This window comes from Pseudomonas kermanshahensis (assembly GCF_014269205.2).
GTDB classification, from domain to species: domain Bacteria; phylum Pseudomonadota; class Gammaproteobacteria; order Pseudomonadales; family Pseudomonadaceae; genus Aquipseudomonas; species Aquipseudomonas kermanshahensis.
This window is the reverse complement of sequence record NZ_JABWRY020000001.1, coordinates 1909497-1924913: the sequence shown is the minus strand read 5'-3', so window position 1 is coordinate 1924913 and position 15417 is coordinate 1909497. Positions and strand designations below refer to the sequence as shown.

Annotated in this window: 11 protein-coding genes and 2 pseudogenes; 10 read left to right on the top strand and 3 right to left on the bottom strand. The window is 63.5% G+C overall.

Annotation, left to right across the window (positions count from 1 at the left end; translation table 11 throughout):
* Entirely contained in the window at positions 1-2472 is a 2472-nt protein-coding gene (locus HU764_RS09070; protein WP_186680079.1) for a UvrD-helicase domain-containing protein, read from the bottom strand.
* Between the two features lie 221 nt (positions 2473-2693).
* On the opposite strand from HU764_RS09070, the gene HU764_RS09065 reads away from it, so the two are divergent.
* Positions 2694-3392: a pirin family protein gene (locus tag HU764_RS09065; RefSeq protein WP_027596211.1), complete on the top strand. Its 699-nt coding sequence runs from the start codon at positions 2694-2696 to the stop codon at positions 3390-3392.
* Positions 3393-3622: 230 nt separating this feature from the next.
* On the opposite strand, the pseudogene HU764_RS09060 reads toward HU764_RS09065, so the two are convergent.
* A pseudogene (locus HU764_RS09060) lies at positions 3623-3766 on the bottom strand (transporter); the annotation flags it as partial.
* Position 3767: 1 nt separating this feature from the next.
* On the opposite strand from HU764_RS09060, the pseudogene HU764_RS09055 reads away from it, so the two are divergent.
* From HU764_RS09055 to HU764_RS09035, 5 genes and pseudogenes are all read left to right on the top strand, one after another.
* Positions 3768-3932 (top strand): annotated as a pseudogene (locus tag HU764_RS09055) (helix-turn-helix domain-containing protein); the annotation flags it as partial.
* A gap of 222 nt (positions 3933-4154) precedes the next feature.
* Positions 4155-6947 carry an amino acid adenylation domain-containing protein gene (locus HU764_RS09050; protein WP_186703203.1) on the top strand — a complete coding sequence of 931 codons (2793 nt, stop codon included), beginning with the start codon at positions 4155-4157 and terminating at the stop codon, positions 6945-6947.
* A gap of 97 nt (positions 6948-7044) precedes the next feature.
* Complete coding sequence (locus HU764_RS09045) at positions 7045-7575, top strand: sigma-70 family RNA polymerase sigma factor (RefSeq protein WP_186703204.1); 531 nt, start codon at positions 7045-7047, stop codon at positions 7573-7575.
* A complete protein-coding gene (locus tag HU764_RS09040; protein WP_338109065.1) occupies positions 7572-8525 on the top strand; it encodes a FecR domain-containing protein in 954 nt (317 codons plus the stop codon). Before HU764_RS09045 ends, HU764_RS09040 begins: the two co-directional genes overlap by 4 nt.
* 96 nt (positions 8526-8621) lie before the next feature.
* A complete protein-coding gene (locus HU764_RS09035; RefSeq protein ID WP_186703205.1) occupies positions 8622-11072 on the top strand; it encodes a TonB-dependent siderophore receptor in 2451 nt (816 codons plus the stop codon).
* A gap of 135 nt (positions 11073-11207) precedes the next feature.
* Here the strand turns inward: HU764_RS09035 and HU764_RS09030 are convergent, their stop codons facing one another.
* Positions 11208-11663: a hypothetical protein gene (locus HU764_RS09030; RefSeq protein WP_186703206.1), complete on the bottom strand. Its 456-nt coding sequence runs from the start codon at positions 11661-11663 to the stop codon at positions 11208-11210.
* A 199-nt stretch (positions 11664-11862) separates the two neighbouring features.
* On the opposite strand from HU764_RS09030, the gene HU764_RS09025 reads away from it, so the two are divergent.
* From HU764_RS09025 to HU764_RS09010, 4 genes are all read left to right on the top strand, one after another.
* The gene (locus HU764_RS09025; protein ID WP_186679808.1) at positions 11863-13197 is read left to right on the top strand and encodes a lysine N(6)-hydroxylase/L-ornithine N(5)-oxygenase family protein; all 1335 of its coding nucleotides are present in this window, start codon (positions 11863-11865) and stop codon (positions 13195-13197) included.
* 167 nt (positions 13198-13364) lie between these two features.
* On the top strand, positions 13365-14558 hold the full coding sequence (locus tag HU764_RS09020) for a PepSY-associated TM helix domain-containing protein (protein ID WP_027596196.1): 1194 nt from the start codon (positions 13365-13367) through the stop codon (positions 14556-14558).
* Positions 14555-15094 (top strand): hypothetical protein, encoded by a 540-nt coding sequence (locus HU764_RS09015; protein ID WP_027596195.1) that lies wholly within the window; start codon positions 14555-14557, stop codon positions 15092-15094. Before HU764_RS09020 ends, HU764_RS09015 begins: the two co-directional genes overlap by 4 nt.
* A complete protein-coding gene (locus HU764_RS09010) occupies positions 15091-15411 on the top strand; it encodes a hypothetical protein (protein WP_027596194.1) in 321 nt (106 codons plus the stop codon). The genes HU764_RS09015 and HU764_RS09010 overlap by 4 nt, the downstream gene beginning before the upstream one ends.
* The last annotated feature ends 6 nt before the right edge of the window (positions 15412-15417 follow it).

The following is a 15417-nucleotide window of genomic DNA, read 5'->3' as shown; positions in this document are numbered from 1 at the left end:
TCATTGGCCACGCAGGTCTTCGAAGAAGGCCTGCCGGCCATCTACCTGGCTCGAGGCACGCGGCGCCGCCGGCGCTTCGCTGTTGGCCGCTTCCACGTGCCAGTAGCAGTGCCTGACCGCACGCGTGACCGCAACATAGGCCAAGCGCTGTACTTCTTCCTTCTGCGCGGTATCGAATGCCTGGGCATCACCGGCCTTACCCAGGCCGGCCAGGCGATAGACCTGGTTCTTGTAAGGCGAGCTGGTCAGGTACTGGCAGTCACCAAGCATGAACACCGCATCGGCCTGCAAGCCTTTGGCGCTGTGGTAGGTCAACTGCCGCAGCCGGCGTTGCTCTGCCGGCAGTGCTGCCTCGGCGTGCAGCACGGCCTGCAAGTGGTCGTTCATCAGGGCTTTATCGCTGCCCTTGCGGTACAGCATCATCACCGTCTCGCCCCGTTGATAATGCTCGATCAGGGTCTCGCCCAGCGCGGCCTCGTCGCGGTCGAACACCTTGACCGGCGAGCCCGGCAACTCGGCTGCCGGGCCACTGGCGCGGGCCTTCTTGCCGGTGATCGCGGGCGTGCCTTTGACCAGAAATTCCGCCGCATCGATGACCTGCTGCTGGCACCGGTAGTTCTCGACCATCATCACCCGCGTGTTGGCCGGTGACACAAAGGCCTTGGTGAATTCCATGAAGTACTTCGGCGAACTGCCGCGCCAGCCATAGATCGATTGCCAGTCGTCACCCACGCACAACAGCGACGAATGCTGTGCATTACGGCCGGTGTGCATCGACGGCCCACGCCGGCGGATCTCGGCAAGGCAGGCACGCAGCCAACTGACGATTTGCGGCGAAACGTCCTGGAACTCATCGATCATCAAATGCGCCAGGGGCCTGAGCAATGGGTCGGGCAGCAGTTGCAGATTTTCCGGGTTGTTCTCGCCAAACAGGGCAAACATGCGGTTGTAGCTCATCACCGGCGGCGACTGGTCCAGCAGGTGCGCCTCCAGGGCCTTCCAGTACAGCGCCAAAGCTTCGAAGAACAGGCCGTCGCTGTCGCCTGCCGGGAAGCTCATCGCCGCCACGGCGCTGTTCACGTCAAGCCCCAGGTTCTCGATGAAGTTGGCGGCACCGACAAAGGCATCGAGCAGCGGTGCCGGGGCCAGTTCGCCCTTGACCTTGTACTCGAAGCCGGGGCCAGCCACCGCATCACCGGCCAGGGAGGCAGCCAAGCGCCGCGCGGCGGCGTAGTTGTCCAGCCAGATCAGCGGTTTGTCGCAGAAGGCCTGCAGCAGGGTGCGCTTGACCGCCCACTCGGCGCGCACCGCCAGCTTGGCGCCGGGGCGCTGGTACTGGGCGCTTTCCGCGGGGTCGAAACCCAACACCACCCAAGGCCCCTGCCCCTCAAGGCGGCCATGCACATGGAAACGGCTGCCACGGATTTCGACCGTGTCGCGGCACGGCTCGATGCCTTTGATCGGCCAAGCGCCTGCGGCGAACCACAGGTCTTCGATGACATCGCACAGCTCTTCGTCGCGCTGGGCGGCCAACTGGGTCACCTGCGCACGCTTTTGCACGTCCGGGTGGTTAGGGTCCAGCGGCTTGAGCTGCAACGCTTCGCTGCGCAGCAGGCCAATGAGTTCGGCAAAGCGCGGGTTATCGCCCAGCAAGGTGCTGTAGCAGAGGTTCAGTTGTTGGCGCTGTGCATCGTTCAGCCGCAGGTCGAACAGGTTGCTCTCAGCTTCGGCCTCGCGGCCCGCCGGCATCTCGTTGCCCAGTGTCTCGAACGCGCGCACCTGGCCAAAGCCTGGCAGGCTGCGCACCAGCGGCAAGATGCGCGAATGGAAGGTGCGCACCAGCTCGCGGGCCAGCGCGGGCTGCAGGTCGATCTGCCATAGGGCGAACACCTGCAGCAGGCGTTTGATGAAGTCTTTGCGCGATTCGCGGGTGAAGGTGACCACGGTCATCGCGTCCAGCTCGTAGCCCAGGTAATGGCGCAGCAGCAGAATGCGCAACACCAGCGAGGTGGACTTGCCCGCCCCTGCCCCCGCCACCACACAGGTGGACGGCGTGTCGCTGAAAATCAGCTTCCACTGGGCCGCACTGGGTTGCGCCTCGGCAGGCAAGCGCTGGGCCACATCGGCCTTGAAGCGCTTCTTCAATTCGGCGGTCAACGGCAGGCGCCAATCGTCAAAGAGGTTGTCGTCCTGGCCGGGTACGGCGGCGGTGTCAGGGCGGGTATCGCGGATGACCAGCACCTGGCGCCCCGCCTCGTACCCTTCCACACGCCCGCGCTCGAAGCCTTCGCGCAACCCGTCGGCATGGCCACTGCGCTGGCCTATGGCGTGGCCGAGGAACCAGGAGTCGCGATGCTGGGCTTGCAAGCGGGTCAGGCCCCGCCCCAAAAGGCGGGCGGCCAGGCGGCGAAACCAGGGTAACTGGGCAGGTGGGGTCAGGTCGGCAGGCGCCTGGGGATGCTCGTGGGCCACGGTCACTCCGATGGAATACAAAATCAGCGTGCCATGTTCGCCGCATCCACTGAAAATCACCAGCGAATGCTTGCAGATCAGTGGATTAGGCGATGAAACGGATAAAAATTCGCAGCCTTACAGATCTATCAATTCGATTGTTATAAGTCGATATTTACGCTTATTTTCGATCTTTCTTTGTCGCATCATGGCGTCATTCCACTGATTAAAGGAGCACGACCATGCTGCAACTGCGACCGTTCGAAAGCCTCGGCCACGCCAACCACGGCTGGCTCGATGCCCACCACCATTTCTCGTTTGCCGAGTACTATGATCCTGCTCGCATGCACTGGGGCAACCTGCGGGTCTGGAACGATGACCTGATCGCCGCCGGCAGCGGTTTCCCGCCGCATCCGCACCGTGACATGGAAATCATCACCTATGTCCGTGAAGGCGCGATCACCCACCAGGACAGCCTGGGCAACAAAGGTCGTACCGAAGCGGGTGACGTGCAGGTGATGAGTGCAGGCTCCGGCATCGTGCACAGCGAGTACAACCTGGAGGACGTCGACACGCGGATTTTCCAGATCTGGGTAGTGCCTGAGCGAGTGGGCGATGCGCCGACCTGGGGTACCCGCCCTTTCCCCACCGGCGAGCGTGGCGAAGGCTTCGTGACCCTGGCCAGCGGGCGTGAAGGTGACGAAGACAGTTTGCAGATTCGCACCGATGCCCGGCTGGTGGCCGCGACCCTGCGTGCAGGTGAAAGCGCCGAATACCGCTTCGATGCCGGGCGCCGTGGTTACCTGGTGCCGGCCAAGGGATTGGTAGAGGTCAACGGCCTGCAGGCCAAAGCGCGCGATGGGGTGGCGATCGAGCAAGAGGACGTGTTGCGGGTGACGGCCATCGAGGACAGCGAGATCGTGCTGGTGGATGTCGCCTGAATCTATTGCCTGCTCTGGCCTCATCGCAGGCAAGCCACACAGATGCGGCTCTAGACTTGGAGGCTACACAGTTCTGCCCGGAGCGGCGGTGCGGCGATCCGACTTGTCCCGCGAATGGGGCTACGAGGTGCATGGCACCGGCTTCGCCGGTGTTCGCGGGGCAAGCCCGCTCCCACGTCAATTTTTAGAAATTGGGCAAGACAGTTGCTCCCACAGGAATAACGCCAGCCTCAAAGTCGGCGTTGTACCTGTAGGAGTTGGCTTGTCGGGGCGCGGTTACGCACTTCGGTTTCCTTCGACCATTTCGCTGTCACAAACCACCCTCCCTCGCCGCTGTACTTGATCGACGGCCCGATGGCAAAGCTGCGCCCTTTGAGCGGCACCGGCCTGGATGCCGTCGAGGAGGCGCTGATGCAAGAGGCCATGGCACGCTGCCGGCAAAACGTTTCGGAAGCGGCGCGGCTGCTCAGCATGACCCGCCCTGCCCTGGTTTATCGGCTGAAAAAGGCACCCGGCGAGAGCGTGGCCGGTAAGCCCTGAGCATTTGGGGCTGCTTGGCAGCCCATCGCGGCGCAAGGCCGCTCCTACAACAGAACGCATCCCCCTGTGGGAGCGGCCTTGCGCCGCGATGGGCCGCAAAGCGGCCCCAACATTTCAGCGCCCACGCAAATACCGCAAGCGTATTGGCGCCATTCGCTGCCCTGCACTAGCGTTGTGCTATCCAGCCAGCCACTTGCCGTTCATGCGGAGCGAACACACAACATGCCGGATCTGCGCCCGAACCCGACGCTGAGCCTTGAGTACCGTGCCGAACGGCCGATCTTCCAGGCCTTTGTGGAGCAGGCGAGTCGCTCGCCCGAGGCAATCGCGATCATTGCCCACGAAGCCACCTGCAGCTATCGACAACTTGAGCAGATCAGCCAGGGCATCGCCACGTACCTGCTCGAAAATGGCGCCATCGATGCCGATCGGGTAGTGATTGTCGCAACTCGCGGCGCGGCGCTGGTCTATGCCATGCTCGGCGCCTTGCGCGCCGGGCTGACCTTTACCGTTGCCGACGCCGCGTACCCGGCTGCACGTATCGGCCAGATCATCCGCACCCTCGAACCTGCCTTTGTATTGCGCTGTGGCGACGCCGAGGTCGAACCTGGCCATGCGCACTGCGTGAACGTGCCGCACGCCCCCGCCGATGCCCTGCAACACTTCGCCAGCCAGCCAGCGCCCCTGCCCGCAGTGAGCCCTGCTCAGCCGGCCTACATCACCTTCACCTCGGGCAGCACTGGCGAACCGAAGGGCATCGTCACCCATCATGCGCCGCTGGTGCACTTCGTCGACTGGCACGTGCAGCAGCATGGTTTTACCCAGGATGACCGCTTTTCGCTGCTATCCGGCCTGGGCCACGACCCGGTTTACCGCGATGTATTCACGCCGCTGTCGATTGGCGCCACCCTCCTCTGCCCGGCCCAGTCCACCCTGACCGACCCGTCGCGCCTGGCTGCGTGGATATACGACCACGGCGTGTCCGTCATCCACCTGACGCCGCCTTTGGGCAAACTGATCGAAACCGGCGCACGGATGAACGGGCTGCTGTTCGAACGCTTGCGTTACTTGTTCTGGGGCGGCGATGCGCTCAGCCCTACGCTGTACCAGCAGATGTGTGCGATTGCACCACACGCCACCAGCGTGAACTTCTACGGCACCACCGAAACGCCACAGGCCATGGCCTTCCACGTGCTCGACCCGCACGCAGACAACAGCAAAATCCCGTTGGGCAAAGGCATAGGCGGCGCGCAACTGTTGCTCGTCAACGAGGCCAACCACCTGGTCGAAGCCGGCGAAGTCGGGGAAATTCTGATCCGCAGCCCCTACCTGTCGCTGGGGTATTGGGGCGACCCGGCACTGACCCAGGAAAAGTTCGTGGTAAACCCGTTCACCGGCGCACCGGCCGACCGCTGCTACCGCACCGGCGACCTGGGCACTTACCTGGCCGATGGCAGCGCCACTTTTCTGGGGCGCGGCGACAGCCAGGTGAAAATCCGCGGCCATCGCATCGAACTGGCGGAGATCGAAAACGCCATCACTCGACAGCCGCGCATCAAGCAATGCGTGGTGCTGGCCAACCATGACAACGCAAGTGTCAGGCTGGTCGCCTATTGCGTCGCCGATCAGCCCATAGCGACCGCTGAACTGCGCCAGGCCATCGCAGGCATGCTGCCGGACTACATGGTGCCGGCGATGTTCCTGTTCGTGCCGAGCATTCCGCTCACGCCCAACGGCAAGATCGACAAGCGCGCCTTGCCTACGGCTTTCGATGACAGCGCCTCCAGCACCCCGCAGGCGCTGTCACCGCTGGCGTTGAAACTGACCGAGGCCTGGGCGCAGATACTGCAGGCTCCGCACATCGATGCCCGCCTCACCTTCGTGGAGCTCGGCGGCGACTCACTGTCATTCGTCCGCGCCTCGATGGTGCTGGAAGCGCTGATCGGCCACTTGCCGGATCGCTGGGAAATGATACCGGTACAGGACCTGGCCGACCTGGCCGAACCAGGCACCCCGGCCAACACGTGGTCGATGCGGGTCATGGAAGTGCCGGTGTTCCTGCGCATGGTCGCCATTTTGCTGATTGTCGTCGGGCATTTGAATGTGTTTTCCGAGTGGCGCATTGCAGGCGAGACGTCGGTGCTGTTCCTGATCTCCGGCATCAGCCTGGCCAGGTTCCAGTTCAAGGCCATCGATGAGCGCGGCGATGCGCGCATGCTGCTCAAGTCGCTAGCCGCCATCGCGGTGCCGACGATTCTGTACACGGTACTGGTGCAGGCGGTGTTCGACCGAGTCCACTGGCAATCACTGCTGTTGATCTCCAACTGGTTCCCGCCCGACAAGGTCGGCGTGTTCAATTACTGGTACATCGAAGTGCTGGTGCAGATGCTGCTGATCCTCGGTGTCGTGTTGTCGATCAAGCGTGTGCGCAAGGCGATCATCGCCAACCCGTTCCGCTGCCTGATCATGGCCTCGTGTGCACTGGTGGTGGCGGATGTGCTGCTCAGCCGCTTCGTGTTCGACACCACAGCCCTGCTCAACCGGGTACCTCAGCATTACCTGGCCGTGATGGTACTGGGCATGGCCATTCACTACGCTGATACGACGCTGCGCAAAGCGGTCGCCAGTGCGGTGGCGCTGCTGCTGATTGCCGAGCTCGACCTGGTGGCCGTTGCCGGCCTCGGCTGGCAGGCGTTTGCCCGTTACATCGATATCGCCCTGCCGGCGATGCTGGCCTTGATCTGGTTCCGGTCCGTGCCCGTGCCGGGCGTGATCGCCAGAGCGGGCGCGATGATCGCCTCGTCCACCTTGTTCATCTACCTGACGCACTTCCAATTCCAGTCGCTGGCACGGCGCATCGTCGATCAGCCGTTGTTCGCGGTGGCCCTGGCCCTTGTCGGTGGCGTGCTGGTGACGTACTGCTGGAATACGTTGACCCGGCACGTCATTACCCGCCTTGGCGGGCGGCGCAAGACGCGTGGGGCACAGGCCGTGGAACGCGCGACCTCCCCTTGAAGGGGTAACCCTGTCGGCCCGCGGGTCATTGCCAAGCCTGAAACAGTTTGCATAAAATGCGAACCATTAACATTTGCAACTCTTTCAGGCGGCATGGATGAGCACCCCGGACGTAGCCCTCAACACCCAAGTCACCCAGCTCTACCGCGCGCAGAGCAAGTGGTTGCACGGTTGGCTGACGCCCCGGGTCAACTGCACCCACCTGGCCGCGGACCTGGTCCAGGACGTGTTCGTTCGGGTAATGTCGGCCGCCAACGCTGCGGCCAAGCTCGAAGCGGTACGTGAACCCAAGGGCTACTTGGCCACCATCGCCCGTCGCCTGATGATCGACCACCTGCGCCGCGTGCACCTGGAACGGGCCTGGTTGCAGGTACTGGCCGAGCAACCCGAAGCGTTGGACATCTCGGCAGAACAGCATGTTGCCCTGCTGCAGACCTTGTTCGAGCTCGATGCGATGCTGGCAGCGCTCGGCACCAAGGTGCGTGAGGCGTTCTTGCTTTCGCAGGTCGATGGCCTGCCCTACAAACACATCGCCACCCAGTTGGGCATCTCTGAAGTGACGGTGCGCCGCTACGTTGCCAAGGCGGCCGAGCACTGCATGATCTACAGCCTGACGCACGGCCAGTGAGCAAGGCCCTGAGTACCGAGCAACTCGCGGCCCTGCGCCAGGCCGCGCACTGGTACAGCCAGCTCAACAGCGGTGAGGCGCAGCCCAGTGAGTACAGTGCCTGGCAGGCGTGGCTGAACGCTGCGCCGGTCAATGCCTGGGCCTGGCAGCAAGCCGAGCGTTTGCAGACACGCATGAGCACGCCCCATGCCCCAGCCACCACGCGGGTGTTGGCCGTGGCCGCACACGGCCGCCACGCCTCCCGCCGCCGCGTGGTCAAGGCCGGCCTGGTGTTGCTTGGGGGCAGTGCCCTGGGCCTGGGCAGCTATCGCGAAATGCAGCACGCGCCGCTGTTGCCAGACGTGCGCAGTGGCGTGGGTGAACAGCGCTGGCTGACCTTGAAAAACGGCGGCAGGGTGCTGCTCAACACCGCCTCCTCCGTTGACATCGACGAGACCGGCGAACAGCCGTCGGTGCGGCTGCGCCAAGGCGAAATCATGGTCGAGGTGCCCGCGCAGCAACGCTGCAGCGTGATGACCCGGCACGGCACCGTAGAGGCTGGCCACAGCCGCTTTTCCGTGCGGTTGCTGGACGACGCCGGCAAGCTCCAGGTGTTTGGCCAACAGGCACGCGTGGCGCTTGCCTCTGGCCAGGCGATGACGGTGAACAACGGCCAGAGCTGCCAGTTCAATGGCCAAGGCTTTTCTGTCGTGCAGGCCTTGGCCAACGCCGCTGATGCCTGGAGCCGCGGCTTGCTAATCGTGAACGACCAGCGCCTCGACACCTTCATCAACGACCTCGCGCGCTATCGGCCCGGTTGGCTGCGCTGCGCGCCCTCGGTGGCCGGCCTGCGCATCAGCGGCACCTACCGGCTCAATGACACCGACCAGATACTGCGGGCGCTGACCACGTCCCTGCCGGTGCAGGTGCAGGCCCGCACCCGCTACTGGGTCACCGTCACCGCCGCATAAAAAAATGGCCAAGGCCTGATCACTTTGCCACGGCTCATCCGACTCATAGGTAACCCCAGCCCTGGCTGACTCTTTACCTTTCAGAGAACAACGACGATGACCTGCCGCTTCACTCTCAGGCCGTTCAGCGCGCCAGACCTGCGCACCTGCCTGTTGCTGACTGCATTGCTCGGCGGGCCAGGCGCAGCCTGTGCCGCGCAAGCGCATGACTACCACCTGCCGCAGGGCGACCTGGGCGAGACACTGACCCGTTTTGCCGCAGCGTCTGGCATCGTCTTGTCGTTCGACACCCAATGGACGCGCGGCAAACGCTCCCCAGCCTTGAATGGCCAGTACCCGGTGGACCAGGCTCTGCAGATGCTGCTGAGCGGCACCGGCCTGCAGGCCGTACAGGAAAGCGACGGCCGCTACTCGCTGCTGCAAACCCACCACCAGGGTGACGTGGTAGAGCTGGCCCCTAGCCGCATCGACGGCCAGGGCCTGGGCAACATCACCGAAGGCACTGGCGCCTACACCACCGGCGGTTCGACCACCGCGACCAAGCTGCCGCTGACCCTGCGCGAAACGCCGCAGTCCGTCAGCGTGATCACCCGCCAGGCCATCGACGACCACGGCTCGCAAGACATCGGCGAAGTGCTGCGCAATACGCCCGGGGTTTCGGTGCAGGCATATGACAGCGAACGTATGGAATACTCCGCACGCGGCTTTGCCATCACCAACTACCAGTACGATGGCGTCAACACCATCTATGACGGGGTTTATGACGAAGGTGCGACCCACGTCGACATGGCCGCCTACGACCGCGTCGAGGTCATCAAGGGCGCGACCGGGCTAATGACCGGCTCCGGTGACCCCTCCGCCACGGTCAACTTGATCCGCAAGAAGCCCACCCACGACTTCAAGGCCTCGATCACCGCCAGCGCCGGTTCCTGGGACAACTACCGCACCGAAGGTGATATCGCCGGCCCGCTCAACGCCAGCGGCAGCGTGCGCGGCCGTTTGGTCGGCGCGTACCAGGACCGCAAGTCTTACCTGGATCACTACAAACAGAAGAAGGACGTCTACTACGGCATTCTCGAAGCCGACCTGACGCCCGACACCCTGCTGACCTTCGGCATCGACAACCAGACCACCACGCCGCGTGGCGCTTCCTGGACTGGCAACCCGACCTACTTTGCCGACGGCAGCCGCACCGACTTTTCGCGGTCGCACAACCCCGGTGCCGGCTGGAGCCGCCGCGACTTTCAGTCCACCACCTACTTCGGCTCGCTGGAGCAGGCCCTGGCCAATGACTGGAAGGTCAAGCTCAGCCTCAACCACATGATCAGCGACCATGACACCCGCCTGGCCTCGGCCAGCGGCGGCAACCCCAACCCCGCAACCGGCGAAGACATGTTCTTCTACTGGGGGCGCTGGGAAGGCCACCGTGTGCAGAACACCGCCGACCTGAATGTGTCCGGGCCCTTCACCCTGTTCGGCCGCCAGAATGACCTGGTCGCAGGCTTCATGACCTCGCATTCGCGCCAGACCGGCGACACCTTCGACGGCAGTGCCTTCGCCCAGGTACCGGGCTCGATCTTCGACTGGAACGGCAAGATTGCGGTACAGGACTTCCCGAAAAACGGCGACTACACCACCACCCAGAGCCAGAACGGCGCTTACGTGGCCACGCGCCTGAGGCCAACTGACAACCTGTCGCTGATCCTCGGTACCCGGGTCAGCACCTTCAAATACAACGACGACCAGGATTACTACCCGACCTCGTCCCTGGATGACACCCACGCCAGCTACAAGCAACACGGCGTCGTCACCCCGTATGCCGGCGTGGTCTATGACCTGGACGACACTTACTCGGTGTACGCCAGCTACACCTCGATCTACCAGCCGCAGGTGTACAAGGACGTCAATGGCGCCACCCTCGACCCGGTGGAAGGCGATGGTTATGAAGCGGGCCTGAAGGCGGCCTATTTCGATGGTCGGCTCAACGCTACCCTGGCGTTTTTCCGGATCGAACAAGACAACGTCGCCTCCTCCGTCGGCACCAACCCGGTCACCAACGAGGGCATCTACACAGCGATCGACGGCGCCACGACCCAGGGCGTCGAACTGGAGCTGGCCGGTGAACTGGCCCCAGGCTGGAACATCACCGCCGGCTACACCTACGCCCGTACCCGCGACGCCGACGACAACCGCCTGTTCGGCTTCCCGCTGGCGACCACCAAGCCTGAGCATGTGGCGCGGCTGTTCAACACCTACCGGCTGCCCGGCGCGCTGGACCGTGTCACCGTCGGTGGTGGGCTACGTTGGCAGAGCGCGTTCTACGGCACTATCTACAGCCCGACGGCTGGCGACTACACGCGCATCAAGCAAGGGGGTTACACCTTGGTGGACCTGATGACCCGCTACCAGTACAGCGAGCACCTGAGCTTCACGGTCAATGCCAACAACGTGTTCGACAAGGTGTACCTGACCGGGCTGGGCAACTTCGACACCACCTACTACGGCGAGCCACGCAACCTGATGGTCACGACCCGCTGGGATTTCTGAGGCTGCTGGTGGTGTAGGAGCAGCCTTGTGCTGCGAAGAGGCCGGTGCATAAGGCCTAGATGTGAGGGGCCTGCACTGGCCTCTTCGCAGCGCAAGGCTGCTCCTACAAACAGCCCTAGGCCTGTCAGTTAGGGCCTAGGCCTGGGTACTGACCATCCCACCCGCGCTGCTGCCACCGCTCTCTTGCAGCGCTTCGAGCAGTTGCGCGGTCGCCTGCATGATTTGCCCAGTCAGGGTGGCGATGCTGGCCTGCTTGGCGCTCACCGCTGCGGCCTTGGCAGTCTCTTCCATCTTCGATGCCATCAATGTGGCCAACTGCTTCTGCTCTTCAGCCAGCTGCTTTTGCAGTTCCTTGATCATCTGCCGCAACTGCTGCACCGCTGCCGACTCGTCGCTGCTCTCGCTGCCTTGGGCCGACTCCGCCTGGCCACCGCCCCCCACCTTCAAGGTGTCGCCACTGATGCTCAAAGGCCCGCCTTTTTCGCTCTGCGCGGCCTGCTTGGCCTGCTCGCGCTCGGCGGCCGCTGCGGCGCTCATCGCCTGGGCGGAAACTCCATTGATGTGGAGGTTACTCAAAGATATTGCTGTCATGCCGATTCCCTGCCTTCAGGTGAGTCCTTGCCTTGGCTCCCCTATCGGCCGCCGGACGCAGTTCTTTAGCCAGCGGTGACAAAACCCTCTAACCCCACCAGTAAATTCCCCCTCGTGTGGCTCGTTCCAACACATGTACTTGCGCAGGAGCCGGAGCCCCGGCGGGCGTCCACATTCGACCATTCAGGGAATCGCAGCCATGAGCCAGTCCTCACAGCAGGAAACAATCAAAGATCTGATCGGCGTGGGCTTCGGCCCTTCCAACCTGGCCTTGGCCATCGCCCTGGAAGAGCTCGCTCAGTCCCAGGGCCATGCCCTGGACGCGCTGTTCATCGACAAGCAGAAAGACTACCGCTGGCACGGCGAGACCCTGGCGACCCAAAGCGAGCTGCAGATTTCGTTTCTCAAGGACCTGGTCTCGCTGCGCAACCCCACCAGCCCTTACAGCTTCGTCAATTACCTGCACCAGAAGCAGCGCCTGGCCGACTTCATCAACCTCGGCACCTTCTACCCCTGCCGCCTGGAGTACAACGACTACCTGCGCTGGGCCGCCGAGCACTTCGCCACCCAGGCGGTGTATGGCGAAGAAGTGGTGCGTATCGAGCCTGAAGTGACGGCCGGCCGGGTAGAGCACCTGCGCTTGGTCTCGCGTGACCAACAAGGCCGCGAATACAGCCGCCGCACCCGCTCGGTAGTGGTCGGCAGCGGCGGCACGCCGAAAATTCCGGAAAAGTTCGGCGCCTTCAAAGATGACCCGCGCGTCTTCCACCACTCCCAGTACCTCAGCAGCCTGAACAAACTGCCGTGCACTGAAGGCAAGCCGATGCGCATCGCGGTGATCGGCTCTGGCCAGAGCGCCGCCGAGGCCTTCATCGACCTCAACGACAGCTACCCGTCGGTCAAGGTCGACATGATCTTGCGCGGCTCGGCACTCAAGCCGGCCGACGACAGCCCGTTCGTCAACGAGATCTTCTCCCCAGGCTATACCGACCTGGTCTACAACGAGCCGGCCGACCAACGCAGCAAGCTGCTGGGCGAGTACCACAACACCAACTACTCGGTGGTCGACCTGAACCTGATCGAACGCATCTACGGCATCCTCTACCGCCAGAAGGTCGCCCACCAGTTCCGCCACAACGTGCTGTGCCGGCGCCAAGTGGAAGCGGTGGTGGCCACCCGCGAAGGCCTGGAACTCACCCTTCGCGATCTCGCCACTGGCCAGTACCAGACCCACCGCTACGATGCGGTGATCCTGGCCACCGGCTACGAGCGCCGCTCGCACCGCGACCTGCTGGCACCACTGGCGGGTTACCTGGACGACTTCAGCGTCGACCGCAACTACCGGGTACTGGCCAGCCCAGACCTGCAGGCGTCGGTTTACCTGCAAGGTTTCTGCGAGAACAGCCACGGCCTGAGCGACACCTTGCTCTCGGTGTTGCCCGCCCGCGCCGCCGAGATCGGCCAGGCGCTGTACCAGGACCTGTCGCGCTTCAATGGCCGTTCGCAACCGGCTGTCGCCCTGACCAGCGCCTGATTCCCGCCTTCACTCGCCGGCCTGTCGCCCTGCGCGAAGGCCGGCTTGCGCCTTCTGAAACATTTGCTTGCATTTAAAACGGCAGGATTTCCATTCTCATTCGTCTTTATAAGTGCAGCCCTCTTGGTTGGGCACAAGCTCGACTACACATTTCAGAAGACGATCAGATGGCCAAATCCCCGAAAAAATCCAAATCCAAGTTGTGGTTCCTGGTCCACAGCTGGCTCGCCCTCCCGATCTGGTTCTTCGTGCTGATCGTCTGCTTTACCGGCATGCTCGCCGTGGTCAGCCAGGAGATTGTCTGGCTGGCCAACCCGGACGTGCGCGCCAGCAAGCCTGACGGCGATGCCGAACGCCTGAGTTACCAGCAGGTGCTCGATGCCCTGCACAAGGCCGAGCCGGACATGGCCGTTGAGTCGCTGAGGCAGCCGGATGGCTCGCACTTCGCCCTGACCGCCGATGTGACCTTCCCCGACGGCACCAGCCCAACGCTCTACGTCAACCCGTACACCGGGGCCATCCAGGGCAAGAGCCCGGACTTCAACTTCGAAGGCTTCACCCGCGCCTTGCATGGCTGGTGGCTGGTGCCCTTCACCAATGGCTTCAGCTGGGGTTGGTACCTGGTCTCGATACTCGGCCTGCCGATGCTGGCCTCGCTGGTCACAGGCCTGGTGGTCTACAAGAAATTCTGGAAGGGCTTCTTCAAGCCCGTTCGCACCGGCCATGGCTCGCGCATCTTCTGGGGTGACCTGCACCGGCTGGCCGGGGTTTGGTCGATCTGGTTCATCGCGGTCATTTCCATTACCGGTACCTGGTTCCTGATCCAGGCGATTTTGTTCGACAACAACATCAGCATCTCCAGCCGACCTATCGTGCCGGTCATCGCCCGTGAGGATGTGCCGCAGACAGCCGATGGCAGCCAGGCACCGCGCATCGATGTGGATGAAGCGGCGCGCATCGCCGGCTTGGCGATCCCGGGCCTGGAGATCAGCTCCGTCTCACTGCCGGCTACTGCCTACAGCCATGTCACCCTGGGTGGCCGCGGCTGGTACCCGCTGATGTTCCAGTCGGCCGCCGTCAACCCCTACACCAGCAACGTCGACAGCCAGTTCCTGATCAGCGACCGCTCTGCCCTGGAGTTCGTCACCGAGTCCATGCGCCCCCTGCACACCGGCGACTTTGGCGGCCTGGCGATCAAGCTGATCTGGTTCTTCTTTGGCCTGGTCCTCACCCTGATGGTGTTCAGCGGCCTGTTGATCTGGACCAAACGCACCGCCCAGGCGACCGCCGCCGCCCTCAAGCGCAGCGAGCGTGCGCCACGCGCGGCCAGCCGTGAAACCACCGTGGAGATCCGCCCATGAGCCAGGCCAAGACCCTGCCCGCCAGCCCGCTCAAGCAGTGGTGGCTGAAATGGCGCTTCCACCTGAACATCCTGCTGATCCTCATCCCGCTGGGTTTCATGCCCAAGTACTTCGAAAACGCCAGACTGTTCCGCGGCGACGCCGGGCTGGGGGCGAACGTGATCAGCGACATCCAGGTCGGCCCCTACAGCCTGAACTTGGCTGAACTGCGCGACGAGGCACCACGCGCCGACGGCCCCGCCGGCCATTTCAAGTCATTCAGCGCCTCGCTGTGCAAGGCCTGCATCAATGACGTCAAGGCCGTCTACCTGCGCATCGGCAAGCCGCGCAGCCTGCGCGCTGCTGGCACCATTTTCTTCGGCGCGCCGTACCGCATGGGCACCAACCTGCTGATACCGCCGCGCACCCAGCCTGATGCACAGATCTGGATCACCCTCGAAGGCTGGGACGGCAGCATGCACCAGGCTTCGGTCCCCCTGGCCAAGGCATCGCCCGCCACCGTGGCCTGGCTCGAGAAACAAGGAGGCAAGAAATGAAACACCTGATGCGTAAGCTCGCCCTGCCCTTGCTGGTACTGGCCGCAGGCCCTGCCCTGGCCCACAACCCGATGTGCGAATGCGAAGAAGTGGCCAGCGGCCAGGTCAAATGCACCGGCGGTTTCTCGGATGGCAGCGGCGCCCCTGGGGTGACCCTGGATGTGATCGGCTATGACGAGCAGGTGCTGGTCGGCGGCAAGCTCGGCGACGACTCGACCCTCACCTTCAAACGCCCCGACGGTGAGTTCTACGTGCTGTTCGATGCAGGCCCTGGGCATGTCGTCGAAGTCGACTACGCCGACATTGCCCAACCATGAACAGCC